26 protein-coding genes and 1 pseudogene are annotated in these 25,276 nt (G+C 68.7%); 14 read left to right on the forward strand and 13 right to left on the reverse strand.

Annotated features, from left to right (window positions below):
* Window positions 1-167, forward strand: a pseudogene (locus ACFQ4G_RS20255) (oxalate/formate MFS antiporter); the annotation flags it as partial.
* A 208-nt stretch (window positions 168-375) separates the two neighbouring features.
* Complete coding sequence (locus tag ACFQ4G_RS20260) at window positions 376-636, forward strand: hypothetical protein (RefSeq protein ID WP_238207709.1); 261 nt, start codon at window positions 376-378, stop codon at window positions 634-636.
* Here ACFQ4G_RS20260 and ACFQ4G_RS20265 read toward each other — a convergent pair.
* From ACFQ4G_RS20265 to ACFQ4G_RS20280, 4 genes are all read right to left on the reverse strand, one after another.
* Window positions 612-935, reverse strand: coding sequence for a hypothetical protein (locus ACFQ4G_RS20265; protein WP_238207707.1), 324 nt, complete (start codon window positions 933-935; stop codon window positions 612-614). The two genes, ACFQ4G_RS20260 and ACFQ4G_RS20265, sit on opposite strands and share 25 nt — an antisense overlap.
* 107 nt (window positions 936-1,042) lie before the next feature.
* Entirely contained in the window at window positions 1,043-2,257 is a 1,215-nt protein-coding gene (locus ACFQ4G_RS20270; RefSeq protein ID WP_238207705.1) for an HPP family protein, read from the reverse strand.
* 116 nt (window positions 2,258-2,373) lie between these two features.
* The gene (gene frc / locus ACFQ4G_RS20275) at window positions 2,374-3,624 is read right to left on the reverse strand and encodes a formyl-CoA transferase (RefSeq protein ID WP_238207703.1); all 1,251 of its coding nucleotides are present in this window, start codon (window positions 3,622-3,624) and stop codon (window positions 2,374-2,376) included.
* A gap of 110 nt (window positions 3,625-3,734) precedes the next feature.
* A complete protein-coding gene (locus ACFQ4G_RS20280; protein ID WP_238207719.1) occupies window positions 3,735-4,163 on the reverse strand; it encodes a PAS domain-containing protein in 429 nt (142 codons plus the stop codon).
* Window positions 4,164-4,608: 445 nt separating this feature from the next.
* Between ACFQ4G_RS20280 and ACFQ4G_RS20285 the strand changes: the two genes are divergently transcribed.
* From ACFQ4G_RS20285 to ACFQ4G_RS20295, 3 genes are all read left to right on the forward strand, one after another.
* Window positions 4,609-5,052 (forward strand): OsmC family protein, encoded by a 444-nt coding sequence (locus ACFQ4G_RS20285; RefSeq protein WP_238207702.1) that lies wholly within the window; start codon window positions 4,609-4,611, stop codon window positions 5,050-5,052.
* Between the two features lie 116 nt (window positions 5,053-5,168).
* Complete coding sequence (locus ACFQ4G_RS20290; protein ID WP_238207701.1) at window positions 5,169-5,537, forward strand: ketosteroid isomerase family protein; 369 nt, start codon at window positions 5,169-5,171, stop codon at window positions 5,535-5,537.
* Between the two features lie 64 nt (window positions 5,538-5,601).
* The gene (locus ACFQ4G_RS20295; RefSeq protein ID WP_238207700.1) at window positions 5,602-6,297 is read left to right on the forward strand and encodes an alpha/beta hydrolase; all 696 of its coding nucleotides are present in this window, start codon (window positions 5,602-5,604) and stop codon (window positions 6,295-6,297) included.
* A 170-nt stretch (window positions 6,298-6,467) separates the two neighbouring features.
* Here ACFQ4G_RS20295 and ACFQ4G_RS20300 read toward each other — a convergent pair whose 3' ends face one another.
* The 7 genes from ACFQ4G_RS20300 to ACFQ4G_RS20330 form a co-directional block, all read right to left on the reverse strand.
* Window positions 6,468-7,697: a molybdopterin molybdotransferase MoeA gene (locus ACFQ4G_RS20300; protein ID WP_238207699.1), complete on the reverse strand. Its 1,230-nt coding sequence runs from the start codon at window positions 7,695-7,697 to the stop codon at window positions 6,468-6,470.
* Complete coding sequence (gene moaC, locus ACFQ4G_RS20305) at window positions 7,694-8,179, reverse strand: cyclic pyranopterin monophosphate synthase MoaC (RefSeq protein ID WP_238207698.1); 486 nt, start codon at window positions 8,177-8,179, stop codon at window positions 7,694-7,696. The genes ACFQ4G_RS20300 and moaC overlap by 4 nt, the downstream gene beginning before the upstream one ends.
* Window positions 8,176-9,033: an indole-3-glycerol phosphate synthase TrpC gene (gene trpC / locus ACFQ4G_RS20310; RefSeq protein WP_238207697.1), complete on the reverse strand. Its 858-nt coding sequence runs from the start codon at window positions 9,031-9,033 to the stop codon at window positions 8,176-8,178. Before trpC ends, moaC begins: the two co-directional genes overlap by 4 nt.
* 11 nt (window positions 9,034-9,044) lie before the next feature.
* Window positions 9,045-10,058 carry an anthranilate phosphoribosyltransferase gene (gene trpD, locus ACFQ4G_RS20315; protein WP_238207695.1) on the reverse strand — a complete coding sequence of 338 codons (1,014 nt, stop codon included), beginning with the start codon at window positions 10,056-10,058 and terminating at the stop codon, window positions 9,045-9,047.
* A 35-nt stretch (window positions 10,059-10,093) separates the two neighbouring features.
* Complete coding sequence (locus ACFQ4G_RS20320) at window positions 10,094-10,708, reverse strand: anthranilate synthase component II (protein ID WP_238207693.1); 615 nt, start codon at window positions 10,706-10,708, stop codon at window positions 10,094-10,096.
* A gap of 70 nt (window positions 10,709-10,778) precedes the next feature.
* Entirely contained in the window at window positions 10,779-12,149 is a 1,371-nt protein-coding gene (locus ACFQ4G_RS20325) for an MFS transporter (RefSeq protein ID WP_238207691.1), read from the reverse strand.
* Between the two features lie 3 nt (window positions 12,150-12,152).
* Entirely contained in the window at window positions 12,153-13,040 is an 888-nt protein-coding gene (locus ACFQ4G_RS20330; RefSeq protein WP_238207689.1) for an alpha/beta hydrolase, read from the reverse strand.
* A 191-nt stretch (window positions 13,041-13,231) separates the two neighbouring features.
* Between ACFQ4G_RS20330 and ACFQ4G_RS20335 the strand changes: the two genes are divergently transcribed.
* Window positions 13,232-13,903, forward strand: a complete 672-nt coding sequence (locus tag ACFQ4G_RS20335; RefSeq protein ID WP_238207687.1) for a hypothetical protein — start codon at window positions 13,232-13,234, stop codon at window positions 13,901-13,903.
* A gap of 4 nt (window positions 13,904-13,907) precedes the next feature.
* Here ACFQ4G_RS20335 and trpE read toward each other — a convergent pair whose 3' ends face one another.
* Both trpE and ACFQ4G_RS20345 read right to left on the reverse strand, forming a co-directional pair.
* Window positions 13,908-15,428 (reverse strand): anthranilate synthase component I, encoded by a 1,521-nt coding sequence (gene trpE, locus ACFQ4G_RS20340; protein WP_238207685.1) that lies wholly within the window; start codon window positions 15,426-15,428, stop codon window positions 13,908-13,910.
* 7 nt (window positions 15,429-15,435) lie between these two features.
* Window positions 15,436-17,337 carry a peptidylprolyl isomerase gene (locus ACFQ4G_RS20345; protein ID WP_238207683.1) on the reverse strand — a complete coding sequence of 634 codons (1,902 nt, stop codon included), beginning with the start codon at window positions 17,335-17,337 and terminating at the stop codon, window positions 15,436-15,438.
* A 194-nt stretch (window positions 17,338-17,531) separates the two neighbouring features.
* On the opposite strand from ACFQ4G_RS20345, the gene tpiA reads away from it, so the two are divergent.
* The 8 genes from tpiA to ACFQ4G_RS20385 all read left to right on the forward strand — a co-directional run bounded on the left by tpiA (window position 17,532) and on the right by ACFQ4G_RS20385 (window position 25,183).
* Window positions 17,532-18,293, forward strand: a complete 762-nt coding sequence (gene tpiA, locus ACFQ4G_RS20350) for a triose-phosphate isomerase (RefSeq protein ID WP_238207681.1) — start codon at window positions 17,532-17,534, stop codon at window positions 18,291-18,293.
* Window positions 18,294-18,445: 152 nt separating this feature from the next.
* Window positions 18,446-18,862, forward strand: a complete 417-nt coding sequence (gene secG / locus ACFQ4G_RS20355; protein ID WP_238207679.1) for a preprotein translocase subunit SecG — start codon at window positions 18,446-18,448, stop codon at window positions 18,860-18,862.
* Window positions 18,863-19,009: 147 nt separating this feature from the next.
* The gene (locus ACFQ4G_RS20360; protein WP_238207677.1) at window positions 19,010-20,638 is read left to right on the forward strand and encodes a CTP synthase; all 1,629 of its coding nucleotides are present in this window, start codon (window positions 19,010-19,012) and stop codon (window positions 20,636-20,638) included.
* Between the two features lie 16 nt (window positions 20,639-20,654).
* Window positions 20,655-21,053 carry a DUF350 domain-containing protein gene (locus ACFQ4G_RS20365; RefSeq protein WP_238207675.1) on the forward strand — a complete coding sequence of 133 codons (399 nt, stop codon included), beginning with the start codon at window positions 20,655-20,657 and terminating at the stop codon, window positions 21,051-21,053.
* Between the two features lie 151 nt (window positions 21,054-21,204).
* The gene (locus ACFQ4G_RS20370; RefSeq protein ID WP_379040960.1) at window positions 21,205-21,822 is read left to right on the forward strand and encodes a DUF1190 domain-containing protein; all 618 of its coding nucleotides are present in this window, start codon (window positions 21,205-21,207) and stop codon (window positions 21,820-21,822) included.
* The gene (locus ACFQ4G_RS20375; protein ID WP_238207673.1) at window positions 21,822-22,991 is read left to right on the forward strand and encodes a glutathionylspermidine synthase family protein; all 1,170 of its coding nucleotides are present in this window, start codon (window positions 21,822-21,824) and stop codon (window positions 22,989-22,991) included. Before ACFQ4G_RS20370 ends, ACFQ4G_RS20375 begins: the two co-directional genes overlap by 1 nt.
* A gap of 52 nt (window positions 22,992-23,043) precedes the next feature.
* On the forward strand, window positions 23,044-23,496 hold the full coding sequence (locus tag ACFQ4G_RS20380; protein ID WP_238207671.1) for a DNA polymerase III subunit chi: 453 nt from the start codon (window positions 23,044-23,046) through the stop codon (window positions 23,494-23,496).
* 52 nt (window positions 23,497-23,548) lie between these two features.
* A complete protein-coding gene (locus tag ACFQ4G_RS20385) occupies window positions 23,549-25,183 on the forward strand; it encodes a S10 family peptidase (protein ID WP_238207669.1) in 1,635 nt (544 codons plus the stop codon).
* The last annotated feature ends 93 nt before the right edge of the window (window positions 25,184-25,276 follow it).

The following is a 25,276-nucleotide window of genomic DNA, read 5'->3' on the forward strand; positions in this document are numbered from 1 at the left end:
AGCAGAGCACCGGAAGCTGGGACGGCGTCTTCCTCGTCGCAGCCGGCGCCAACGTCCTCGCATCCCTCCTCGCCATCGCCGTCCTGAAGCCGTGGCGCAAGAAGGTGGTGGCCCAGGCCCTCGCGGCCTCCGAGACGCCCGCCGCCGCCCGCACCGTCACCGCCTGAGACGGGACAGAGAAACGCGGGAAACCAAGGGGGCGGGACCATTCCGCCCCCTGTGAAAACCACCGAGCGCCGCCCCGCGACAGGGGCGGCGTTCCTCGTCGATAGCAGCAGCTTCCGCGAGCCGGTCGCCAACGACTCCTCTCCTCGCGCGCGAACCGGCCCAAGCGACAGCCAGGACCCTTCCTCACAGCCGACCGGGATATCGGCCATGCCTCAGACCGCCCTATGGCGCCCCATGACGACGGCACCTCAGATCGTCGACCGAATCTGGCTGCACCACCTGACCCTGGGTGCGATCCTGGCCGAGGGACGGAGCGGACGGTGGTACTCCCCCAGCCGGTCGCATCAGGTCTGGCGGTGGTATCGCGAGACCGGTGACGATGCCCTCGATCCCTTCACGGGATGGCGGCCCTTCGACGGAGAAGGCGACCCCGATGCCGCGGCTCAGAGCAGGAAGTCGCCCGCCTGAAGCGCGAGGTGTCCGCGCAGGAGCACGCTGAAATCGGCCGTGCCGTTACCGTCGAGATCGCCGCTCACCAGCGTGTTCGCGCCGCTCTCCACCGCCCGCAACTCTCCCGCGATCTTGTGGAAGGCGGCGGCACCGATGAAGCTGAAGACCTGATTGGCCGCCAGATCGGCATTCGCGTCGATCGGGCGCAGATCGATGCGGTCGTGCTGGATCTGCGAGAAGTCCGTGATCGGGTCGCGGCCCGCCGACGCCACCGTGCTGTCGGCCAGGCTCGACGGGCCGGGATTGCACAGGGCCACTGTGGCGTTCTGGATGCCCGCATTGCTGGGGACCAGCGAAGCTAGCGTGATCCCGGTCGGTAAACGCTGTCGCCGGAGTTCTTCCCGGATCGTGTGCCGTGACGGTGTCAGGCCGTCGCGACGACGGCCTTCCTGTTCGCCGGAATCGCGACCTCCTGCTGGGGCAGCGGGTCGGAATGTCCCGACATCTCGGCGAGCAGTTCGGCGACGAGGTCGGTCTGCGAAACGATGCCGACGAGCCTTCGGTCCTGCCCGACCACGGGCAGGTGATGAAGCCCGGCATCCGACATCCACAGGACGATGTCGGCGATCGGCGTCTCCGGCCGCGCCGTCCTCACCGGCGCGGTCATGATGTCCTCGACGCTGCCATGGGGCGCTCGGCCCCGCGCCAGGGTCAGCCCGATCCGCCGGGCGAGCCCGAGGCGCGGCCCGCGCATCTCCCAGACCGTCTTGTGGAGGATGTCGGTCTGGGTGACGATCCCGAGCACGCGCGCGCTTTCGTCTGTGACGGGAAGGGCCTTCACCCGGCGTTTGCGCAGGAGATCGAGCACGGTCCGCAGGGAATCGCCGGGTGCCACCGCGATCACGTCGCGGGACATGATGTCGGCGCAGGTGACCTTGCCCGTGCGGCGGCGGTAGGCATGGATCTGCGCCTGCAGGATGATCGCCTGGAGGTCGCCGCGGCGGACATCGAGAATCTGGTCGTAATCGGCGAGCACCGCATCGAGATCGGCGGCCGTGATGCCGGCACGGGCGGAGGGCGCGGGGTCCTTCGTGCCGTGATCCGCCGGCGCTCGCGCGCTCACATGCGGATAGGCGCGCCCGGTCAGGTTGTTGAACAGCAGCGCAATGGCGAGGAGCAGCAGCGAATTGGCGCCGACCGGCCACAGCGCGAAAGCATAGCCAAGCTCGCGGATGTCGTGGCCACCGAGAACGGCGGTGAGGGCCACGGCGCCGCTCGGCGGATGCAGGCAGCGCAGGGCCATCATCAGGGCGATGGCGCAGGAAATGGCGAGGGCGGCGGCGAGGAACGGGTCGGGCACCCAAGCCGCCGCGGTGACGCCCACCAGCGCCGCGACGAGGTTGCCGCCGACGATCGACCAGGGCTGCGCCAGGGGACTCGCCGGCACCGCGAAGAGCAGCACCGCCGACGCGCCCATGGGCGCGATCATCGCCGGCAGCGCGCTCCCCGAGCCGATCGCCGCCCGGCTGATCAGCCCGGTCGCGAGGATCCCCACAAGGGCGCCGCCGGCCGAGCGGATGCGCTCGCGATGGCTGAGAGGAGACGCGTCGGGAATGAAGCGGCGCAGGAACAGGCGCATCGGCTGACGGACCTCGTATGGAGCGTGGCCGCGAGATTGGACCCGGTCGCATTGGAAACGAAGACGGCGCGCCCGGTGAGGGCGCGCCGTTTCCGATCTCGGCGTTCGGTCCCGCTTCAGACGGCACGTGCCTGATGCAGGCGCTCGATCTGCTGCTGGGTGTAGCCGAGGTCGAGCAGGACCTCGTCGGTATGCTCGCCGAGGAGCGGCGAGGACTTGATCTCGACCGGCATGTCCGAGAACTTGATCGGGCTTCCGACGGTCAGGTACGAGCCGAGCTTCGGGTGCTGGACCTCGACGATGGTGCCGCTGGCGCGCAGGGACGGATCGACCGAGAGTTCCTTCATCGACAGGACCGGCGAGCACGGGATGTCGAACTTGCGCAGGATGTCGACCGCCTCGAACTTGGTCTTGTCGGCGAGCCATTCCTCGATCGTGCCGAAGATGTCCATGATCTTGTCCTGGCGGGCACGGGCGGTGTTGTAGGCCGCGTCGTCGATCCACTCCTCCTTGCCGATCGCCTTGCAGATCGGCGCCCAGGCATGGCCCTGGATGGTGAAGTAGATATAGGCGTTCGGGTCGGTTTCCCAGCCCTTGCACTTCAGCACCCAGCCGGGCTGGCCGCCGCCGCCGGCATTTCCGCCGCGCGGCACCACGTCCGTGAACTCGCCATGCGGATACTGGGGGTATTCCTCGAGATAGCCGAGGGCATCGAGGCGCTGCTGGTCGCGCAGCTTGACGCGGCAGAGGTTGAGCACCGAATCCTGCATCGACACGGCGACCTTCTGGCCCTTGCCGGTCTTGTTCTTCTGGTGGAGCGCCGTGAGGATGCCGATGGCGAGATGCATGCCGGTGTTGGAATCACCGAGCGCGGCGGCGCTGACGGTGGGCGGGCCGTCCCAGAAGCCGGTGGTGGAGGCGGCGCCGCCCGCGCACTGGGCCACGTTCTCGTAGACCTTCAGGTCCTCGTAATGGTGGCCGTCCGAGAAGCCCTTCACCGAGGCGAGGATCATGCCCGGATTGAGCTCCTGGATGCGGGCCCAGGAGAAGCCCATGCGGTCGAGGGCGCCGGGGCCGAAATTCTCGACCATGACGTCGGACTGCTTGATCAGGTTCTCGAGGACTTCCTTGCCCTCGGGGGTCTTGGTGTCCAGCGTCAGCGAACGCTTGTTCGAGTTGAGCATGGTGAAGTAGAGCGCGTCGGCATCCTCCACGTGACGCAGCTGGTTGCGCGTCACGTCGCCGGAGCCGGGGCGCTCGACCTTGATCACGTCGGCGCCGAACCAGGCCAGCAACTGGGTGCAAGCGGGTCCCGCCTGGACGTGCGTGAAATCGATGATCTTGGTGCCTTCAAGCGGCTTGCTCATCTCGACGTTCTCCCTTTCGATCGTCTAGCTACAATTATGGATCGGATAGTTCGGCTGCCCGGTTCTGGTCCGGAACTGTTCTTGGCCACTGGTCCGGCGAAATCCTCGATCTAGGCGACGGCACTTTCGAGCTCGGTCAGGCGCTTGCGCATCTGACGCTCGTCGTTCCAGCGCTTCGTTTCGTCCCGGATGATCGCCAGAATGCCGGTTACCGTCCCGTCGGGGCCATGGAGGAGGCCGACGGTGAAGGCGATCGAGAGCGATCGGCCGTCCTTGTGGATCGCCGGCACGCGCAGCACCTCGGTGCCGTAGCGCGTGACGCCGGTCCGCATCGTCTTGGCGTAACCATCCCAGTGACGCTGGCGCTGCCGTTCGGGCGTGATCAGGTCGAGGGACCGGCCGATCGCCTCGGCGTGCGAGAACCCGAAGATCCGTTCCGCCGCCGCGTTCCAGACCACGATGGCCCCTTCGGCATCCGAGACGACGATGGCATCGCCCGCCGCCTCGACCAGTTCGGAGATGTCGATCATCGCCGGCATAGCTTGATCCAACGGGGTCTGATCCTGCTCGCCTCGACCGAAGTCATCGGCCAAGCCTCGCTTCACGGCATGCACCAGTCGAGCCGGGCGGCGGCGTCACCAGGATTGTTCGCTGCCGAAGCGCCGTGGTACACTCCAAGTCACGGCCAAAAGAGAAACTTTGGCCGTCGACATATTGCGGTTGCGAATGTTGCGATGCACCATCGTTATCGCTTCCTCGACTTCGCGGAAAGGTTGGTTCCTTTCCAAGAGATGCGCCACTCACTTGCTTTTTCTGTGTGCGTGTCGTTGGTATTTGGTATGCCAATGATAGCGGAGTGTCAACACGGGTGAGACGGCGAGGCGGGCGGCGATGGCGTGTTCGACCCCGTTGCCGATTCACCGGCACGGACCGTGAGCGACGGGGACGCGCGTCGTTGAAGACGGTCCCAAGGAGGGAATCCCCATGGGCGACAGCCCCGGCATCACGATCAGGCAGATCGAAGGCTATCGGTTCGAGATCGATTTCGGCGAGGCCTTCCCGAGGCTCCTGGCCGACGAGGCAGCGCCCTACGGCAAAGGGGAGGGGCCCTTCCCCGAGCAGATCCTCGTCGCGGGCGTCACCAACTGCCTCTGCGCCAGTCTCGTCTTCGCCCTCGGCAAGTACAGGCAGGACGCACCCGGGATCGCCGCGACGTCGAGTTTCCGCGTCGAGCGCAACGAGGAGGGACGGCTCAGGATCGCCGGGATCGAGGTCGGCATCGCCCTCGGTGCTCCGGCGGAATCCCTGCCGCGCATCGACAAGGTGCTGGAGCAGTTCGAGCGCTTCTGCACCGTGTCGGAGAGCGTGAAGGCGGGAATTCCGGTCACCGTCGCCGTCCGTGATTCGGACGGTACGCTGCTGACATAGTCGAACCGGGACAGACCAACCGGCTCCTCTCGGCGAATCCGGCAACGAAAGCCGGGATCCAAGGATCACGGGATCTAAGGATCACGGGATCCGACAAACCCAGAAAAGGAAACGCCATGGAGCGCTCGCTCGCACATTCCCCCGAAGACCTCGCCTGCCTCTTCAACGAGCGGGCCAATGCCGGCGATGTGGAAGGACTGGTGGCCCTCTACGAGAGCGGCGCCGTCCTCGCCGCCGGCAAGGTGGTGGCGACGGGCCATGCGGAAATCCGCGGCTTCTACACCGACCTGCTCGCGCGCCGATCCGAGTTTCCGGCCGCCGAGGCCCTGCCGAGCCTCCGCAACGGGTCGATCGCCATGACTTTCGCCCGGCTGCCCAACGGGACGATCTCCGTCGAGACGGCGCGGCTCCAGGACAATGGCGGCTGGCTCTGGATCATCGACCAGCTGAAGATCAAGCCGGTGACAGAAGCCAGGCAGGATTAGGCAGCGGGGCGGGAAGCCGAATGCCCGCCCCCATCACGCCACCGACCATCGCGAGGTCCATAGCATGATCGATCCCCAACTCGCCGGGCGGCTCACCTTCGCGCATCGCCTGCCGAACCGGGAGCCGCTGCCTCCCGGCCGTAACGCCCTCGGCCTGTTCGACGAGCGCGACGCCATGCTCATCGTGCCGCCGGGGATCGATCCGCGCCGGCCGACGCCCCTGGTCGTGCTCTTCCATGGCGGCGGCGGCAGTGCCGAGAAGATCCTGCCGATGCTGGAGGCTCACGCGGCGGAGCGCGGCTTCCTCCTTCTCGCTCCGCAATCGCTGTTCCCGACCTGGGACCTCGTCATCGGCGGCCACGGGCCGGACCGCGAGCGGCTCGACCTCGCCCTCACCGACGTCGCCTCGCGCTACATGCTCGATCCGCTGACGATCGTCTTCGCCGGCCATTCGGACGGGGGCAGCTACGCCCTCTCCACCGGCCTCGCCAACGGCCATGTGGTGACCCACCTGATCGTCTCCTCGGCGGGCTTCCTCTCGGTCCACCTGCAATCCGGCTCGCCGCACATCTTCCTCTCGCACGGGACACGGGACGAGCAGATCCCCATCGACCGCAGCGCCAGGGTGCACACCGCACGGCTGAGGGAGGCTGGCTACGACGTGACCTCGGTGGAATATGACGGGCCGCACGCCTACCGGCCGGAGATCGTGGCGCAGGCGATGGACTTCGTCTTCGGCCCCGAAGACGTGAGCGCGTAGGTGCGGCCGCATGCCTTGCCGGTATCATCCTCCTCGTCCTGCATGAGGCGACGGGGCAGCGCGTCTTCGGCTCGCGGGTCTTGGAGGTCGGCTGGCTCGCGACGCTCGTCACGAAGCCGCCTGCCATAGTCACGGAGAAGAAGTGAGAATCGGATTCCGGCCGCTTCCGCTCAGAGCAGCGTCCGGTCGAGCCGGATGATCCGGCACGGATCGCCGCGTTTCGCCGCCGGGGCGCCGGGCGGGCGCATGAGCAGCGCCTCGGACTGGCCGAGGACCGAGAGCATCGACGAATCCTGGCGGGTCTCCGCGAAGACCAGCGGCGGGCCTTCCGGCGCGGCCTCGATCCGGGCCCGCATGTAATCCTGGCGGACATCGTTGGCCGGCATGTCGGCGCCGAGGATCGCGGCCTCGCTGCGGTCGGCTCCCGCCTTCGGGTCGCCGAGGAGGGCGCGGATCGCCGGTACGACGAAGAGCAGGCCGCAGACCACGGCGGAAACGGGGTTTCCGGGCAACCCGATCACCATCATCGGCCCGAGGCGCCCGTGCATCAGCGGCTTGCCCGGCCGCAGGGCGACGCGCCAGAAGCCGAGTTCCAGCCCCTCGCGGTGCAGAGCCGCCTGGACGAGGTCGTGATCGCCGACCGACGCGCCGCCGAGGGTGACGAGGAGGTCCGCCTTCGCGTCGCGCGCCCGACCGAGGGCCGCTTCGAGGGAGGCGAGGCTGTCGCCGGCAATGCCGAGATCGATCGGCTCGGCGCCGGCCTCGCGGGCGAGGCTCGCCACCGCGAGGCCGTTCGAGGCGACGATCTGGTCCCAGCGCGCCGGCTCGCCCGCCGCCACCAGCTCGTCGCCGGTGGCGAGGATCGCCACGCGCGGCCTTCGGCGCACGGAGAGGGTCGCATGGCCGCCGGCCGCCGCGAGGGCGAGGCGGCGTGCATCGAGGCTGTCGCCCGCCCGCAGGAGCGGATCGCCGGACCGGAAATCGAGGCCCGGCACCCGGATGTGCCGACCGGCGGCGACCGACTCGACCGCGGTGACGCTTCCGTCCGAAACCTCGGCATTCTCCTGGATCAGGATCGCGTCGGCGCCCTGCGGAACGGGCGCACCGGTGAGGATGCGCACGGTCTCGCCGGGGCCGATGGTGCCCGAAAAGCCATGGCCGGCGGCGCTCATGCCGATCAGGTTCAGCCTCGCCGGAACCGCCGCCACGTCCTCGGCGCGCACCGCATAGCCATCCATGGCGGAGGCCGGGAAGGGCGGCTGGGTGCGCAGGGCGGCCACGTCCCCGGCCAGCGTCCGCCCATAGGCCTCGGCCACCGGGACCGTCTCGGCCTCGACCGGTTCGGCGGCGCTTCGGAGGATGCGCGCGAGCGCCTCCTCGACCGGGATGAGCTTGCTCACGAGGCGTCCTCGGCGCGGTAGGAGCCCGAGCGTCCGCCATCCTTGGCGAGCAGGTGGATGCCCTCGATCCGCATGCCGCGATCGGCCGCCTTCACCATGTCGTAGATCGTCAGGCAGGCGACGGAGACGGCGGTGAGCGCTTCCATCTCCACCCCGGTCGGGCCGATCACCTTCACTTCGGCGGTGACGCGCAGGCCCGGCAGTGAATCGTCGGGCTCGCATTCGACCCTGACCTTGGAGATCAGCAGCGGGTGGCAGAGCGGAATGAGTTCGTGCGTGCGCTTCGAGGCCATGATGCCGGCGAGCCGCGCCGTGCCGATCACGTCGCCCTTCTTGGCATCGCCCTCGCGGATTAGGCGCAGGGTCTCGGGCAGCATCACCACCACGCCCTCGGCCCGCGCCGTGCGGGTGGTGGGCGCCTTGTCGGAGACGTCGACCATGTTGGCGGCGCCCGCCGCATCGAGATGCGTGAGCGTGCTCATTTGCCGGCCTTGCCGAACAGCAGGCGCTTCGTCGCCTTGGTGACGTCCGCCTCGCGCATCAGGCTCTCGCCGACGAGGATGGTGCGCAGCCCGCCCTTTTCCAGGCGGAGGACGTCGTCGTGACCGGTGATGCCGCTCTCGGCCACCGCGATCCGATCCGCCGGGACGCCCTTGGCGACGCGGATCGCCGTGTCGAAGGAGACCTCGAACGTCTTCAGGTCGCGGTTGTTGATGCCCAGCAGCCGCGTCCCGAGCGGGATGGCCCGGACGAGCTCCTCCTCGTCGTGGACTTCCACCAGAACGTCCATGCCGAGATCGTGGGCGGTCTCGACGATGGCCAGCGCCTCGTCGTCGTCGAGGCAGGCCATGATGGCCAGCACGCAATCGGCGCCCCAGGCCCGTGCCTCGTAGACCTGATAGGGCTCGAACAGGAAGTCCTTGCGCAGCACCGGCAGGGAGCAGGCGTCGCGCGCCTCCGTCAGGAATTCCGGCTTGCCCTGGAAGGACGGCGTATCGGTGAGCACCGAGAGGCAGGTGGCGCCTCCGGCCTCGTAGGCGGCCGCCAGGGTGGCAGGGTCGAAATCCTCGCGGATCAGGCCCTTCGACGGCGAGGCCTTCTTCACCTCGGCGATGAGGGCCGGTCGCCCTTGCGCGATATGGGCCGCGATGGCATCGGCGAAGGGCCGCACCGGGGCCGCCTTCTCGATGCGCTTCTCGAGCTTTGTCTGCGGTACGCGCAGCTTGGCCTCGGCGATCTCGCGGCGCTTGTAGGCCTCGATCCGCGCGAGCACGTCGCGGCGGTCGGTCGTCGTCGGTGCAGGGCCTGCATCCGCCATCGCTTTCGCCTCGCTCATCGGGGCCTCTTTCATGTGTTCGAGACCGCGACGAGGCGCGCGAGGGTCGCCCTCGCCGTGCCGTCGTCGATGGCGGATGCGGCCCGCGCCACGCCCTCGCTCAAGCTCTGTGCGGCGCCGGCGACGACGAGGCCGGCGCCCGCATTGAGGATGGCGATGTCGCGATAGGCGTTGCGCTCGCCGGCGAGGACGGCGTTCAGCGCGTGCGCGTTGTGGTCGGGATCGCCGCCGCGCAGATCCTCGAGGGTCCAGAGCGGCAGGCCGACCTCGCGCGGGTCGATGGTGAACCGCTCGATCCGCCCGTTCTCCAGGGCGACCACCGAGGTCGGCCCGGTGACGGTGATCTCGTCGAGCCCGTCGGACCCGTGGACGGTCCAGACCCGCGTCGCGCCGAGTTCGCCGAGCACCCGTGTCAGCGGCTCGGCCCAGGCGGCGGTCGAGACGCCGAGGAGCTGGCGCTCGACGCCGGCGGGATTCGAGAGCGGCCCGAGCAGGTTGAAGATCGTCCGCACCGGCAGTTCGGAGCGGATCGGCGCCACGTGGCGCATGGCGCCGTGGTGGGTCTGGGCGAACATGAAGCACAGGCCGGCCTGCGCCAGACAGCGCGCCAGCCCCTCCGGATCGAGGCCGATCCTGACTCCGAGGGAGACCAGGACGTCGGCGGCTCCCGAGCGCGAGGTGGCGGCGCGGTTGCCGTGCTTGGCGACCGGCACGCCGCAGGCGGCGGCGAGGATCGCGGCCAGGGTCGAGACGTTGTAGCTGCCCGAATGGTCGCCGCCGGTGCCGACGATGTCGATGGCGCCGGGGACGGGGGTCACGCGCACCATCCGCGCCCGCATCGCCTCCACCGCGCCGACGATCTCGTCCTCGGACTCGCCGCGAACCTTCAGGGCGATGAGGAAGGCGCTGGCCTGGACGGGCGTGACCTCGCCCGAGAGCAGATGGTCGAAGGCCGCGCGCGCCTCCACCCGGTCGAGACTCGACCCGGCCGCGACTTTCGCGAGGAGCGGCTTGAAGGTGTCCATGGATTAGAACGCGTCAATCAACGTTGATCGAAGCGTCAATGCACGCCGGGCCCGCGCTTGTCACGTGCCGCGTTCCAGCCGGCGGCGATGTCGAGGAAGTTGCGCAGGATCTGCGATCCGTGATGCGAGAGGATGCTTTCCGGGTGGAACTGCACCCCGTGGACCGGGAGCGTGGCGTGTTCCAGAGCCATGATCAGTCCGTCCGCTTCCGCCGTGACGACGAGATCCTGCGGGCAGCCGCCGCGTTCCACCACGAGGGAATGGTAGCGCGTGGCGTCGAACGGACCGTTCAGCCCGCGGAAGATTCCGGTCGCGTGGTGCGTAATGCTGGAGACCTTGCCGTGCATCGGCTTGGGCGCACGGATGACGTCGCCGCCGAAGGCCTGTCCGATCGCCTGCAGGCCGAGGCAGACACCGAAGATCGGCACCTCGCCGGAGAGATCGCGCACCACGTCGAGGCACACGCCGGCCTCGTTGGGCGTGCACGGCCCCGGCGACAGCACCACGGCGTCGGGCGCGTGCTCGCGGATCTCGTCGATGGTGATCCGGTCGTTGCGCACCACGTCGATCGATCCGCAGAGCGGCCCGATGAGATGGACGAGATTCCAGGTGAAGGAATCGTAGTTGTCGATGACGAGGACGTTGGACATGATCGCGCTTCTCTTGTCCTCCTCGTGTGACGACGCGGGGACGGAGGGTCAAGCGTCCTCGCGTCGCGCCCTATCGCTGCGCGGTGTCTTGTCGAGAGGTATCTGCCGGCATGGCCCGGCATAGGGCGAAGCCGACCGCCCCGGCCGCCGCGATCACCGCCATGACGGCGCCGAGGCCGCCCGCCGCGAAGGCCAGCCCGTTGAGCGTGACGCCGAGGCTGCCCCCCAGGAAGGTCCCGGCATTGACGAGGCCGGAGCTCAGACCCGCCCGATCCGGAGGAAGGGCGGCGAGAGCGAGGCGCGGCGCCGTGGCGTAGGGCAAGGCGAGGCCCGCCCCGGCGAGGAGCAGGCCGATCCCGAGGAAAGCGAGCGTCCGGTCCCCGGCGGCCAGGGCGATGACGGGGCTCGCGCCGACGATCGCCAGCATCGCCACCATCATCGACGGGCGCGCTCCGAAGCGGCGCACCAGCGCCGGCGCGGAGAGCGAGACGGCGAGCAATCCGGCACTCATCGGCAGGGTGGCGAGGCCGGCCTCCACCGGACTCAGCGCGAGGCCTTCCGCTCCCTGGACGTCGAGGTTCAGGAACATCAGCAGGGGCAGGATGCAGAACATGGCGACGGCGCCGGTGGCGGTCGCGCGCAGGAAGGCGGGATGCGCGAGCAAGGCGAGATCGACGAACGGGTCGGACCGGTGCCGCTCGGTTCCGACGAAGAGAAGGAGCGAGGCCGTCGCCACGGCGAGGGGCGCGAGGAACCGGACGGGCGCCTCGAACACCGTCCTCACTCCCTGGAGCGTGACGATGGCGGAGACCATCAGGATCGCCAGCAGGACGAAGCCGCCGCCGTCGATGCGGGGAGGGGAGCCGGTTCGCTCCGGCGCCCGGAGCGGCGCCGACAGGCCGACGCCGATGGCGGAGACGAGCATCACCGCGCCGTTGACCCGGAAGATGTCGCGCCAGCCGAGAAAATGGGTGAGGGCCCCGCCGATCAGCGGGCCAAGGCTGAAGCCGAGCATCAGGAACCCGGCCCAGGCGCCGATCGCCGCCGCACGTCCCTCCGGCGGCACGGCCCTGCCCACCAAAGTCAGCGTGCCGGGGACGGCGAAGGCGGCCGCGAGACCCTGAAGCGCCCGGCCGAGCAGGACCCAGGAGGCGGAGCCGGCCAGAGCGATGACGAGGCAGGCCAGGGTGAAGAGGACGAGGCCCGCGAGGGCGACCCGGCCGGCTCCCGACCGATCCGCCATCTTGCCGCCGAGGATGATGAAGGCCGCCGAGGCGAGGAGGTAGGCGTTCACCACCCATTCGACCTCGCCAGCGCCGAGGCCGAGCTCTTCGCGCATAGTCGGCAGGGCCGCCATGATCGCGGTCCCGTTGGCCCCGAGGCAGAGCATGCCGAGGCAGGACGCGCCGACGACGAGGCGGCCCCGAGCGGGCTCTTTCACCGATCAGGTCTCCGTCCGCGCGCGGATGAAGGCACCGGCACTCGCCAGCGCTTGGCGCCCTTCGGCGAGCTGTTGGTAGAACAGGTGCCAGGCATGGATCATGCACGGCCAGACCTGGAGCGTCACGGCGAGATCCGCGGAGGCGGCCCGGGAGGCGAGCCTCAGCGCGTCGTCGAGCAGGGTCTCGGCCGAGCCGACCTGGATCAGCATCGGCGGCAGGCTGGCGAGATCGGCATGGAGCGGCGAGATCAGCGGCGCCGACGCGTTCCTCCCGCCGCGATAGGCCGTCGCCAACTCGATCAGGTAGTCCCGGTGGATCAACGGATCGACCGCGGCCTTGGAATCCATGCTGCCCCCGGACATGTCGAGGTCGACCCAGGGCGAGGTCAGCCAGAGGCAACCCGGCAGCGGCAGGCCCGCGTCGCGGAGCGAGATCGCCGTCGCCAGGGCGAGACCGCCGCCCGCACTCTCGCCGGACAGGGCGATCCTGCCGGGGCCGATCCCCGAATCGAGGAGGAAGCGATAGCCCGCGAGGGCGTCGTCGAGAGCCGCCGGAAACGGATGCTCCGGAGCGAGGCGATAGCCGAGAGCCAGGGTCCGGGCCCCGGCGGCACGCCCCGCCTCTGCCACCATGTGCCTGTGGCTGGCGATCGAGCCGGAGACGTAGCCGCCGCCATGCAGGAACAGGACGATTCGGGAGGGATCGGCCGTCGGGCTCGCGGTCCATTCCGCTGCCACCCCGCCGGCATCGACGGGCACGACCTCGACATCCGCGGCGACGGGATAGCGCGTCCCGAACCCGTCGAGCCGCTCGCGGCGCTGCGCCAGATCGGACGATCTCGGACTGTCGGCGAGCAGGGCCCGAACGACATCGATCTCGCTCCTCGCCATCACATCCTCTCCTCCGCCCGGGACGATTGATCCGCTATCGATAGATTCTTTCAAGCAGCCTTCGTCGACAACCGGAATGGACAGACAATTCTGAGAGAGGCAGCAATCCTTTGTGGTCTGTCGCTCTACACCGAAAGAACGGGATGCTCGGGCCATTCCGATAGCGTGTCATCAGGGCCGATTTTCAGCAGATGATCGATTTCTTCAACAGGCGTCGTGTCTTGATGTCGCTTCTGCTCGTCCTGCTGGTTTGGCTGGGCGGGTTCGCACTCTGGTCGGTTGAGATGACCGACGCGCCCCTGGACGAACCGATCTCGCTCTCGCCTGCCGGCCACGTGGAACGAACCATTCGGGTCAGGATGGATGGTCCCCACGAACTGAGCTTCAAGTTCTCAATCGGCTCACGTCCGCGCAAAGAAGCGATGGTCTTGGTTGGAAAGTTTTCTCCTTTTGGAAAGGATGGATTGCGGACCCGACCTTCGGGAACGGATGTCCCGATACGATGGTCGCTGAGCGATCCGTCTGGACGAAGAGTGGCGTCGGGAGAGGGAAGCACTTTCGGCGGCGATAGCCATGCCGAGAAAGAGATCTGGAGGATGATCGCTCAGCCGAAAGGTCTCATTCCAGGCCCCTATCGTTTCGAGGCCTCGATCCTGCGAGACTGTCCAGAGTTTCACGGACTAACGGCTCATCTCCAACTCGCCCTACCGGGCCGCAAAATCTCGTTCGGCTGGCGTAGTGATCTTCTGTTCTGGGGAAGTGCGGCCAACTATTATCTGATTGGTCCCTTCGCACTCAGTCTTGCTTTCGTCCTCATCGGACTGGAACTCGGCCGCTGGCTCGCGCTTCGCGGAAACCGGTGAAGCCTTATTGCCCCCGCCGCGCCCGGCTCGCGAACATCACCGCATCCTCGGCCGCGCGAAAAAGGGCCTTCGCCTTGTTCACGCATTCCTGCTGCTCGGAGGCCGGATCGGAATCGTAGACGATGCCGGCGCCGGCCTGAACGTGCATCCGGCCGTCCTTCACGATGGCGGTGCGCAGGACGATGCAGGTGTCCATCTCGCCGCGCGCGCCGAAATAGCCGATGCAGCCGCCATAGGGTCCGCGCTTCTCGCGCTCCAGCTCGTCGATGATCTCCATGGCCCGGACCTTGGGTGCGCCGGAGACGGTGCCCGCCGGAAACCCCGCCGAGAGGGCACCCAGCGCGTCGTGGCGCGGATCGAGTTCGCCTTCGACGTTGGAGACGATGTGCATGACGTGGCTGTAATATTCGAGGAAGAACGAGCCGGTCACGGTGACGCTGCCGATGCGCGAGACCCGGCCGACATCGTTGCGTCCGAGATCGAGCAGCATCAGGTGCTCGGAGCGTTCCTTCGGGTCGGCCAGGAGTTCGTCCGAGAGGGCCTTGTCCTCGGCTGCATCGGCGCCGCGCCGGCGCGTGCCGGCGATGGGGCGGATGGTGACGCGCCCGTCGCGCACCCGCACCAGGATTTCCGGCGACGAGCACACCACCTGGAAATCCTCGAAATCGAGGTAGCACAGGAAGGGGGCCGGGTTGGTCCGCCGCAGCGAGCGGTAGAGGGCGATGGCCGGCAGCGTGAAGGGCGCTTCGAAGCGCTGGGACAGCACCACCTGGAACACGTCGCCGGCGACGATGTACTCCTTCGCCCGTGCCACCATGGACAGGTACTCGTCGGCCGAGGTGTTCGAGACCGGCTCGGGATGGGCGATGGTGCGGGGATCGATCCGGGCCTCGATCGGGAGCGGACCTTCCAGAACCTCCGCGACCCGTTCCAGCCGGGTCAGGGCACCTTCGTAGGCCGAGCGGGCCGACACGCCCGGATTCGGACGCACGGGACCGACGATCGTGATGATGTCGCGCACGGCGTCGAACACCACCATGACGCGCGGCCTGACGAGGATCGCGTCGGGGACGCCGAGCGGGTCGGGGTTCGGCTCCCCGAGCCGCTCCATGGCGCGGACCATGTCGTAGCCGAGATAGCCGAACAGGCCCGCCGCCATGGGCGGAAGTGCTGCGCCGTCATCGATGCCGATGGCACTCTCCGCGATCAGCGCGCGCAGGCTGTCGAGGGGAGCGGCAGGGTCGGGCTCGAAAGCCGAGAGGTCGCCGCCACGCGCGGTTTCCGGGCGACCGTCGCGGCAGCGCCAGGCGAGGTCGGGATCGAGCCCGATCATCGAGTAGCGGCCGCGCACGGCACCGCCCTCGACGGATTCGAGGAGGAAGGCCGGTCCGGCATGGACGGCGCGCAGCTTGAGGAAGGCCGCGACCGGGGTCTCCAGATCGGCCACCAGGGTCAGGTTGAGGAGGGTCGGGCGACCCGCTTCGTAGGCCTCCGCGAAGGCGGCGTAATCCGGCTCCTGAAACATGGTCCGTTCAGTACTCGCCGCCGATCGCGCGCCGGAACGCCGTCTGGTTGACGGTGATCCCCACGGTCTTCTGGACGTCGGCGATGTACTCGCCGAGGACGTCGTCGATGAGCGTCGCCTGGAACCGTTTGGAGATGGCCTCGTCCGACGGACTGCCCGGCACGAAGGCGGGCATCGAGGCCGCGGTGACCTTCGCGACCACGCGGGACTCGCCGGATTCCACCGAGACGGACTTGTCCACCGGCGTCGAGAAGATGCGGTTGACCACATCCGCCGACAGCCCGTCCTTGCCCTGGTTGCGGGCGATGTCGGTGGAGGTCTGGACCTGCACGCCGACCTCGTCCGCGAGGGTGTCGATGGACTCGCCCTTGTCGAGGCGCTCGGTCAGGCTGCGCGCCTTCTCAGAGAGGCGCTTGGCCACCTCGGCGGCGCGCCACTGGGCGGCGACCTGGTCGCGCACCTGTTCGAGGGGCTTGTCGTGGGCATGGTCGATGCCGGTGACGTCGACCCAGACATAGCCGCCAGTCTTCAGGCGCAGCGCCTCGGTGTCGCTGCCGATCTCCGAGCGGAACACGATGGGCAGCGTGGTGTCGCGGTCGGGAATGCCCTCGACGGGCTTGCCCGATGGGTCGAGCCCCTGGGCGCTCACCGCCGGCAGGGTGACGAGGGTGAGACCGCGCTCCTTGGCGATGTCGGCGAGCGGCTTGCTGTTGGCGCGCTCGTCCTCGATCGTGTCGTGGTCCTTCTCGACGGCCGTCTTGGCGCGTTCGAGGGCGATGGTCTTGCGGATCTCGGGCGCCACCTCGGCCAGGGGCTTGCTGGTCGCGGGCTCGATGGCGGTGACGCGCAGGAGCACGGTGCCGAAGCGGCCCTTGACCGGCGTGCTCACGGCGTTCTGGGCCAGGGCGAAGGCGGCATCGGCCACGGCGGGATCGAACAGCTCGGCCTTGGTCAGGTTGCCCAGCGACAATTCCTTGGCATCGACGCCGCGGGCCAGCGCCACCGCCTCGAACGGCTTCTCGCCGGATTCGATCTCCTTGCGGGCGGCCTCGGCGGAAGCCTCGTCGGGGAACACGATCTGCTGGATGGTCCGGCGCTCCGGCGTGCCGTACTGCGCCTTGCCGAGGTCGTAGCGCTTCTGCACGTCCTCGTCGGTGACGGCGTCGGGCTTCGCCATCGCCTGCGGATCGAGGGCGAGGAGGGTCACGGCGCGGTAATCCGGCGCGCGGAACGCGGTCTTGTTCTCCTCGTAGAAAGACTTCACCTCGTCCTCGGTCGGGGCCGGGACGTCGCCCGCCACCGAGGGCGGCAGCATCAGGAAGGAGGCGGCGCGGCGCTCCGTCGTGTAGCGATGCACGGCCTCGCGCAGGGCCGCGGGAACATGGACGTCGGAAGCGACGGCCTCGGCGATCTGGAGACGCCCGGCGGCGGCGCGCTGGTCGCGCACGAACATCGCCTCGTTGATGCCGGCCCGCTGCAGCGTCTGGAAGAAGAGGTTCTGGTCGAAGGTCCCGTTGGCGCCCTTGAAGGTCGGCTCCTCCTGGATCGCCCGCAGCACCGCCGAATCGGGGATCACGAGGCCCAGATCGCGGGTCTGCTGGTCGAGGGAGGCCTCGCTGATGAGCTGCGACAGGACCTGCCGGTCGAGACCCAGGCCCCTTGCCTGTTCCGGGGTCAGGCTGCGCTGGAGCTGCGATTGATAGCGCTGAAGCTGCAGCTGATAGGCCGAGCGCACGGATTCGGCGGTGATCTGCGTCTTGCCCACCGTGGCCACCGTCGTGGCAGAATTCGAGCGGAAGAAATCCTCCACGCCGAAGATCGCGACGCCGGCGATGAGGAAGGTGAAGACCACCGTGAGGATGATCTTGCCGAGCCAATGCTGGCTGGCGCTACGCATGTTCTGCAGCATCGGAACGTTCGAATATCCGTCGTGACGGCCTGCCGGGGCACGGCTCCAAGCCGCCCGCGATAGACCATCCGCGCCCGCCAGCAAAGGCCGGTGGAATTCGCAGGCCCAGGTTTGCGCCGGCAAGTCGGCTCTGTTACGGCCCAGCTCACGATCCGGTGAAGCCGGTCCATCAGGTTTTGGGAACGAGGGATTCGATGACGAAGTCGGGACGGCGGCCGCTGATCGCCGGCAACTGGAAGATGAACGGCCTGCGCGGTTCGGTCCCCGTGGTCGAGGCGATCCGCGACGGGCTCTCGCCTGAACTCACCTCCCGGATCGACGTCCTCATCTGCCCGCCCTCGACGCTGATCTCCTCGTGCGTCGCCGCCGTCTACGGGTCGGCCGTCTCCATCGGCGGCCAGAACCTTCACGCCAAGGCCAGCGGCGCCTTCACCGGGAGCATCTCCGCCGAGATGCTCGCCGATCTCGGTGCGAGCTACGTCATCGTCGGACATTCGGAACGGCGCGCCTATCACCACGAGACCGATGACGGCGTGCACGCCAAGGCGCTCGGCGCCCGCCGCGCCGGCCTCTGCGGCATCATCTGCGTCGGCGAGACGCAGGAGGAGCGCGAGGAGGGCCGTGCCCTCGACATCGTCCGGGCCCAGCTCGCCATCGGCGTGCCCAAAGGCGCCAAGGCGAGCGACACGGTCATCGCCTACGAGCCGGTCTGGGCGATCGGCACCGGCCTCACCCCGACCCCCGCCGACATCGCCGAGGTCCATGCCTCGCTGCGCGAGATGCTCGGCCAGCTCATCGGACCGGAGGCGCAGAAGGTGCGCATCCTCTACGGCGGGTCTGTGAAGCCCGGCAACGCCCGCGAGCTGATGTCGGTGGAGAATGTCGACGGCGCGCTGGTGGGCGGCGCGAGCCTCGTCGCCGCGGACTTCCTGGGGATCGCGGCCGCCTACGCCTGAGACGATCGCCGTCAAGACCCCGTGCAGGATTTGGCGCGGGACACCATCTCGTGTAGGAGCCTGCGCTTTGCAGACGTTCCTCGACGGACCTCGTCGGCCGCCGAAGCGCGGCTCTCGCGCGTCACGCACCAGGAACATCGGACCCGATCGACATGAATGCCGTCCTGATCTCCATCCACCTCATCGTCGTTCTCGCCCTCATCGCCGTGGTCCTGCTGCAGCGCTCGGAAGGCGGACTCGGGCTCGGCGGTGGCAGCAGCGGCGGCGGCGTCTCGGGCTTCATGACCGGGCGCGGACAGGCCAATGCCCTGACGCGGGCCACCGCCATCCTGGCCGCCCTGTTCTTCACCACCAGCATGACGCTCGCGATCATCTCCCATCGCAGCGCCGCGCCGAAATCGATCCTCGACGGTGCCGCGACGACGCAGCCGGCGGTGCCCAATGGCAACCTGCTCGAGACCCTGCGTCCGGGCCAGGGTAGCAGCCAGGGCGCGACGCAAGGCACCGGCCAGCCCGCTCCGGCGGCGCCCGCCCAGCCGGCGACGCCCGAAGCGCCGCAGTCGCGCTGATCGGCGAGGAACGAGGGTCCGGACGATGTCCGGACCGTCACGATCCCGCGTCTCGCATGGACCGCGCCGAAACCGCCCTGCCGTTCGATACGGCGGGGTGTTTTGAAGTTTGGCGAATCATCCACCCTTGTTTATGAGCCGAAGCCCATGACGCGGTACGTATTCATCACCGGCGGCGTGGTCTCCTCGCTCGGCAAGGGCCTCGCTTCGGCTGCCCTCGCGGCCCTGCTCCAGGCGCGCGGCCACACGGTCCGCCTGCGCAAGCTCGACCCCTACCTGAACGTCGATCCGGGCACGATGAGCCCGACGCAGCACGGCGAGGTCTTCGTCACCGACGACGGGGCCGAGACCGACCTCGATCTCGGCCATTACGAGCGCTTCACCGGCCTGCCGGCGACGAAGGCCGACAACATCACCACCGGCCGGATCTATCTCGACATCATCACCAAGGAGCGGCGCGGCGATTATCTCGGCGCGACGATCCAGGTGATCCCGCACGTCACCAACGCCATCAAAGCGTTCGTCCTCGACGGCAACGAGGCGTTCGATTTCGTGCTCGTCGAGATCGGCGGCACGGTGGGCGACATCGAGGGCCTGCCCTTCTTCGAGGCGATCCGCCAGCTCGGCCAGGAATTGCCGCGCGGCACCACCGCCTTCGTGCACCTGACCCTGCTTCCCTACATTCCCTCGGCCGGCGAGCTGAAGACCAAGCCGACGCAGCATTCCGTCAAGGAACTGCGCTCGATCGGCATCCAGCCCGACATCCTGCTCTGCCGCTGCGACCGTCCGATCCCGGTGGAGGAGCGGCGCAAGCTCGGCCTGTTCTGCAACGTGCGCGAGACGGCGGTCATCGAGGCCCGCGACGTCGCCTCGATCTACGACGTCCCGCTGTCCTACCGCGAGGCCGGCCTCGACCGCGAGGTGCTGGCGCATTTCGCCATCGAGCCGAAGGGCGAGCCCGACCTGGTGCGCTGGACCACCATCTCGGAGCGGGTGCGCAACCCCGAAGGCGAGGTCTCCATCGCCATCGTCGGCAAATATACCGGCCTGAAGGACGCCTATAAGTCGCTGTCCGAGGCGCTCACCCATGGCGGCATCGCCAACCGGGTGAAGGTGAACCTCGAATGGATCGAATCCGAGGTGTTCGAGCGCGAGGACCCGGCGCCGTTCCTCGAAGGCATCAACGGCATCCTCGTGCCCGGCGGCTTCGGCCAGCGCGGCGCCGAGGGCAAGATCCGGGCGGCCCGCTACGCCCGCGAGCGCAAGATCCCGTATTTCGGCATCTGCTTCGGCATGCAGATGGCGGTGATTGAGGCGGCCCGCTCGCTCGCCGGCGTCGAGGACGCCAATTCCACCGAATTCGGCGAGACGGACGAGCCGGTGGTCGGGCTCCTCACCGAATGGCTCAAGGGCAACGAGCTGGAGCGGCGCGCGGCCGAGGGCAATCTCGGCGGCACCATGCGCCTCGGCGCCTATCAGGCGACCCTCGGCGCCGACACCAAGATCGCCGAGATCTACGGCGAGACCCAGATCTCGGAGCGCCACCGCCACCGCTACGAGGTCAACATGGCCTATCGCGAGCGGCTGGAGGCGAAGGGCCTGCGCTTCTCCGGGCTCTCGCCCGACGGCCTGCTGCCGGAGACGGTGGAACATGCCGGGCACCCCTGGTTCATCGGCGTGCAGTTCCATCCGGAGCTGAAGTCGCGCCCGTTCGAGCCGCATCCGCTGTTCAAGAGCTTCATCTCCGCCGCGATCGTGCAGAGCCGGCTGGTCTGAGGGGAGGGCGGGCACGATGGTCTCGATCTCGGGCCTGCCCGCCTTCCTCGCCTATGTGGCCACGGCCTTCGGGCTCGTGGCGGTCTATCTAGCGGTCTATCTGTCCGCGACCGCGCACCGCGAGATCGCGCTCATCCGGGCCAACAACGCGGCCGCCGCGATAGCCCTCGGCGCCAGTCTCATCGGCTATACGCTGCCGCTCTCGGTCGCGATCTACAATGCGCAATCGATCCTCGATTGCATCGTCTGGGGCCTCGTCGCCCTCATCGTGCAGATCCTGCTGTATTTCGTCGTGCGGCTGATCCTGCCGGACCTGTCGCGGCGCATCGAAGCCGGCGAGATCGCGGCCGCCATCCTGCTCGCTGCCATGTCCCTGGCGGGTGGCATCGTCAACGCGGCCTCGATGACCTATTGAGCCGGCGCCTGCGCATTTCCGCGGCGCGCCGGTTTCAAACGGTCAAGCTCGCTCCTAGATTAAACTCCATGCGGCGTCGTGCCGTGAGGGAGCGGGTCGTCGCAAGGCGGTCCATGCTGGGATGCCATCCAAGGCCGATACGCCGACGCCCGTGAAACCTCCGCGCGTGATGCGCTCGCAGACGGTCACCCTCGTCATGCTGGCGGGTGCCGGAGCCGCGGCCTTCGGGCTCGCCCATGTCGATCCGTCGCAGGACGAGGAAGACGTGCTCGTCTACGCGAACCCCGAGGCCTGCATCGCCGGCCGGGTCCGGACGGAGGCGGAGTGCCGGAGCGAGTACCTGACCGCCCGCGCGGCTTATCCCGAATCCGCACCGCGCTATGCCACGATGATCGATTGCGAGGCGCATCACGGTGCCTTGCACTGCCTGCCGGGCGCCAGCGTCGCGTCGAGCGCGACCGGTCGCTTCGTGCCGATGATGGCGGGTTATGTGATCGGCCGTCGCGATGACCAGGACCTCGATCCGCAGCCGCTCTACGATCACGCGCCCAAGGAACGCACCGCCAGCGGCGTCGGCACCGGAGGCGGATCGAGCGGCGGAGGCTATTGCACCGGCTGGGGCGGCCGGGTCACGACCTCGTCGGGAGGGGCGAGTTCGAGCGCAAGGGTCGCGTCTTCGGCCGTGCGCAGGGTCGCGTTCGGCGGCTTCGGCAGCACCGGACGCGGGTTCTCCTCGCATGGCGGGTCCGGCCACGGGAGCGGCGGCTGATGCGGCGCGTGGCCATCGGCGAGCGACCGGACTGGCGGGACACCGCCCGCCGGCACGGCTTCACCTTCCATACGCTCGACGGGGCGCCCTACTGGTCTGAGAGCCACGCCTATGCCTTCGGCCTCGACGAAATCGAGCGCGATCTCGAAGGGCCGAGCGGAGAGATCCAAGCGCTCTGCCTCGCCTTCGTCGCCGATGCCGTCGAGGACGAGCGGATCCTCGCCTCGCTGGACATTCCCGAACACGCCCGGGACGCGGTCCGCGCGAGCTGGAAGCGGGGAGATCCGTCGCTCTACGGCCGCCTCGACTTTTCTTATGGCGGGGACAAAGCCGGCCGGGCGAAGCTCCTCGAATACAATGCCGATACGCCGACAGCCTTGTACGAAACCGGTGTGTTCCAGTGGCTCTGGCTGGAAGAGGGGCTGCGCTCCGGCTCGCTGCCCGAGGGGTCCGACCAGTTCAACTCCGTCCACGAGAGGCTGATCGCCCGGTTCCGCACGTTGCGCGGCGATGGCACGATGGCCTTCACCGCCTATGCCGACGCGCCCGAAGACAGGGGCACGGTGGCCTATCTCGAGGATTGCGCGCGGCAGGCAGGGCTCGCGACGCGGTTCCTCGATCTCTCGGATATCGGGCGGGACGAGGCGGGCCGCTTCGTCGACCGCGTCGACGCGCCGATCCCGGCCCTGTTCAAGCTCTATCCCTGGGAATGGGCCTTCGCCGACGCCTTCGGTGACCGGCTCCACGAGACCACGACGCGGTTCCTCGAACCGCCCTGGAAGGCCATCCTGTCCAACAAGGGGCTACTGGCGCATCTTCATGCCCGCGAGCCGGGGCACCCGAACCTGCTGCCGGCCTATTTCGAGGACGATCCCCGGAAGGCCTCGCTCGGGACGTCCTTCGTCAAGAAGCCCCTCGTCTCGCGGGAGGGCGCGAACATCCTCGTGGTGCGCGACGGCACCGTGCTGGCGCAGGATCACGGCCCCTATGGCGGCGGCCGCCATATCCGCCAGGCCCTCGCCGAACTGCCGGATTTCGAGGGACGACGCCCCGTCATCGGTTCTTGGATCGTGGGGAACGAGCCGGTGGGTCTCTGCGTCCGGGAGAGTGCCGGCCCGATCACCGGCAACGGTGCCCTGTTCGTGCCGCACGTCATCGAGCCGGCCTGAGAGCGGCAACCCGTCGCTTTCAAATCGCCGGCATTGGCCTATCCTGGGCCGCGTGACCGAGATCCTGTTCTACCATCTCCAGCAGCAGCCCCTCGAAAAGGTGCTGCCGAATCTCGTCGAGCGTTCCCTGGAGCGCCAGTGGCGCGCGGCCATCCAGGCGTCCGGCGAGGAGCGGCTCCAGGCCCTCGACGACCATCTCTGGACCTACAGCGACGACAGCTTCCTGCCGCACGGCACCGACCGGGACCCGCAGGCCGCGACCCAGCCCGTGGTCCTGACCCTGCAGGGTCACAATCCCAACGGCGCCGCCATCCGCTTCCTGGTGGACGGTGCGCCGCTGCCGCCCGATGCCTCCGACTACCAGCGCATCTGCATCCTGTTCGACGGCAACGACCAGGATGCGCTGCTCGGCGCGCGCGCCCAGTGGAAACAGGCCAAGGAGGCGGGCCATACGATCGCCTACTGGCAGCAGGACGAATCCGGACGCTGGCAGAAGAAGGCGTGACCGGGACGCCCGTCCTCCTCATCACCGCAAAGGCAGATGCATGATCCGAGGCATGGTTCGAGGCTCGACCGTCCCTGAGCCGGCGGGGCAGGGACGGGCCGAGGGGCCGGGCTCGCTCTCCGTGCCCCGTCGGGTCGGGCGCCTCGCCCTCGCGATATCGGCCATCCTTCTCGTCGCTGTCCAACCGGCCATGGCGCAGGCGCCGCACGGCGGCGAGAAGCCTCCGGAACGGCGTTCCGCCGAGCAGCGCGGCCCGGAAGGGCGCAAGCTTCCGCCCGACGTCACCACCGAGCACAGCGTCACCCTGCCGGGCGGGCGCAATTTGCGCTTCACCGCCACCGCCGGCAGCCTGCCCCTGGTGGAGGAGGGCGGGAAGCTCCAGGCCGAGATCGCCTTCATCGCCTACCGCCTCGCCGATGCGGGCGATGCGAACCGGCCGGTCACCTTCGCGGTCAATGGCGGCCCCGGCGCCGCCTCGGCCTACCTCAACATCGGCGCGATCGGCCCGTGGCGCCTGCCCCTCGACGGCACCAGCATCAGCCCGTCCACCCAAGTGGGCCTCGTCCCGAACGACGGCACCTGGCTCGATTTCACCGACCTCGTCTTCCTCGATCCGGTGGGGACCGGCTACAGCCGCGCGGCCGATGGCGACGCCAAGCGCTACTGGAGCGTCGATGCCGACGCGTCGGTCCTGGCCTCGGCCATCGCCCGCTGGCTGCGGACGAACGACCGGATGGCGGCGCCGAAATTCTACGTCGGCGAGAGCTATGGCGGGTTCCGCGGGCCGTTGATCGCGGCGAAGCTTCAGGAGGAGATCGGCGTCGGCCTGTCGGGCATGGTCCTGCTGTCGCCGGTGCTCGATTTCGCCTGGCTGCAATCGCCGCGCACCACGCCCTGGGGCCACGTGACGAAGCTGCCCTCCTTCGCCGCCGCAGCCATCGAGCGGGCAGGCGGCACGCCGAGCCGCAAGGCCCTGGCGGAGACGGAAGTCTACGCCACCGGGGACTACCTCGCCGATCTCCTGAAGGGGCCGGCCGACCGGACCGCCATCGCCCGTCTCGGCGACAGGGTCGGCGCCATCACCGGCCTCGACCCCGCCTTCGTCCGGCGTCAGGCCGGACGCCTGAATTCCACCAGCGTCCAGCGCGAGATCGGCCAGGACGAGGGCCGCGTCGCCAGTGCCTACGATACCGGCATCACCGGCTGGGACCCGGACCCGGCCGCGACCTTCTCGGGTTTCGAGGACCCCCTCCTCACCGCCATGCAGGCGCCGCTGACAAGCGCCATGATCGAGCTCTACGGCACCAAGCTGAACTACCGCGTGCCGGATCTGCGCTACGAACTCCTCAACGGCTCGGTCAGCCGGGGATGGAGCTGGGGCGGCGGACGGATGGCGCCGGAATCCCTCGGTGCCCTGCGCGGCGCCATGGCCCTCGACGGCAACCTGCGCGTGCTCGTGGCCCACGGCTTCACCGATCTGGTGACGCCCTATTTCACCTCGAAGCTCCTGATCGACCAGCTGCCGGCCTTCGGCGACGGCAAGCGGATCGACCTCGCGGTGTATCCGGGCGGGCATATGTTCTATTCGCGGCCCGATTCGCGCGCGGCCTTTCACAAGGACGCGTCCGATCTCTATGCGGCTGCCCTGAAGGCGCGGTCCGGCCCTCCTTCCAAGGACGTGAAGTGATCGTCGTTTCGTCTCGACCCGCGGTGTCCGCCGGCATCGCCCTGCTCGCGCTCGCTGCCATGAGCGCCTGCACCACCAGCGAGCGCGAGCCGC

The organism is Methylobacterium marchantiae, assembly GCF_042679825.1.
In the GTDB taxonomy this organism is placed as follows: Bacteria; Pseudomonadota; Alphaproteobacteria; order Rhizobiales; family Beijerinckiaceae; genus Methylobacterium; species Methylobacterium marchantiae.

Excerpts from the sequence above, each read along its gene's own strand:
- ACFQ4G_RS20260 (WP_238207709.1), top strand. The coding sequence starts at position 376 with ATGCCTCAGACCGCCCTATGGCGCCCCATGACGACGGCACCTCAGATC.
- ACFQ4G_RS20270 (WP_238207705.1), bottom strand. The coding sequence starts at position 2,257 with ATGCGCCTGTTCCTGCGCCGCTTCATTCCCGACGCGTCTCCTCTCAGC.
- frc (WP_238207703.1), bottom strand. The coding sequence starts at position 3,624 with ATGAGCAAGCCGCTTGAAGGCACCAAGATCATCGATTTCACGCACGTC.
- ACFQ4G_RS20280 (WP_238207719.1), bottom strand. The coding sequence starts at position 4,163 with ATGCCGGCGATGATCGACATCTCCGAACTGGTCGAGGCGGCGGGCGAT.
- ACFQ4G_RS20285 (WP_238207702.1), top strand. The coding sequence starts at position 4,609 with ATGGGCGACAGCCCCGGCATCACGATCAGGCAGATCGAAGGCTATCGG.
- ACFQ4G_RS20290 (WP_238207701.1), top strand. The coding sequence starts at position 5,169 with ATGGAGCGCTCGCTCGCACATTCCCCCGAAGACCTCGCCTGCCTCTTC.
- ACFQ4G_RS20295 (WP_238207700.1), top strand. The coding sequence starts at position 5,602 with ATGATCGATCCCCAACTCGCCGGGCGGCTCACCTTCGCGCATCGCCTG.
- moaC (WP_238207698.1), bottom strand. The coding sequence starts at position 8,179 with ATGAGCACGCTCACGCATCTCGATGCGGCGGGCGCCGCCAACATGGTC.
- trpC (WP_238207697.1), bottom strand. The coding sequence starts at position 9,033 with ATGAGCGAGGCGAAAGCGATGGCGGATGCAGGCCCTGCACCGACGACG.
- trpD (WP_238207695.1), bottom strand. The coding sequence starts at position 10,058 with ATGGACACCTTCAAGCCGCTCCTCGCGAAAGTCGCGGCCGGGTCGAGT.
- ACFQ4G_RS20320 (WP_238207693.1), bottom strand. The coding sequence starts at position 10,708 with ATGTCCAACGTCCTCGTCATCGACAACTACGATTCCTTCACCTGGAAT.
- ACFQ4G_RS20330 (WP_238207689.1), bottom strand. The coding sequence starts at position 13,040 with ATGGCGAGGAGCGAGATCGATGTCGTTCGGGCCCTGCTCGCCGACAGT.
- ACFQ4G_RS20335 (WP_238207687.1), top strand. The coding sequence starts at position 13,232 with ATGATCGATTTCTTCAACAGGCGTCGTGTCTTGATGTCGCTTCTGCTC.
- trpE (WP_238207685.1), bottom strand. The coding sequence starts at position 15,428 with ATGTTTCAGGAGCCGGATTACGCCGCCTTCGCGGAGGCCTACGAAGCG.
- ACFQ4G_RS20345 (WP_238207683.1), bottom strand. The coding sequence starts at position 17,337 with ATGCTGCAGAACATGCGTAGCGCCAGCCAGCATTGGCTCGGCAAGATC.
- tpiA (WP_238207681.1), top strand. The coding sequence starts at position 17,532 with ATGACGAAGTCGGGACGGCGGCCGCTGATCGCCGGCAACTGGAAGATG.
- secG (WP_238207679.1), top strand. The coding sequence starts at position 18,446 with ATGAATGCCGTCCTGATCTCCATCCACCTCATCGTCGTTCTCGCCCTC.
- ACFQ4G_RS20360 (WP_238207677.1), top strand. The coding sequence starts at position 19,010 with ATGACGCGGTACGTATTCATCACCGGCGGCGTGGTCTCCTCGCTCGGC.
- ACFQ4G_RS20365 (WP_238207675.1), top strand. The coding sequence starts at position 20,655 with ATGGTCTCGATCTCGGGCCTGCCCGCCTTCCTCGCCTATGTGGCCACG.
- ACFQ4G_RS20375 (WP_238207673.1), top strand. The coding sequence starts at position 21,822 with ATGCGGCGCGTGGCCATCGGCGAGCGACCGGACTGGCGGGACACCGCC.
- ACFQ4G_RS20385 (WP_238207669.1), top strand. The coding sequence starts at position 23,549 with ATGGTTCGAGGCTCGACCGTCCCTGAGCCGGCGGGGCAGGGACGGGCC.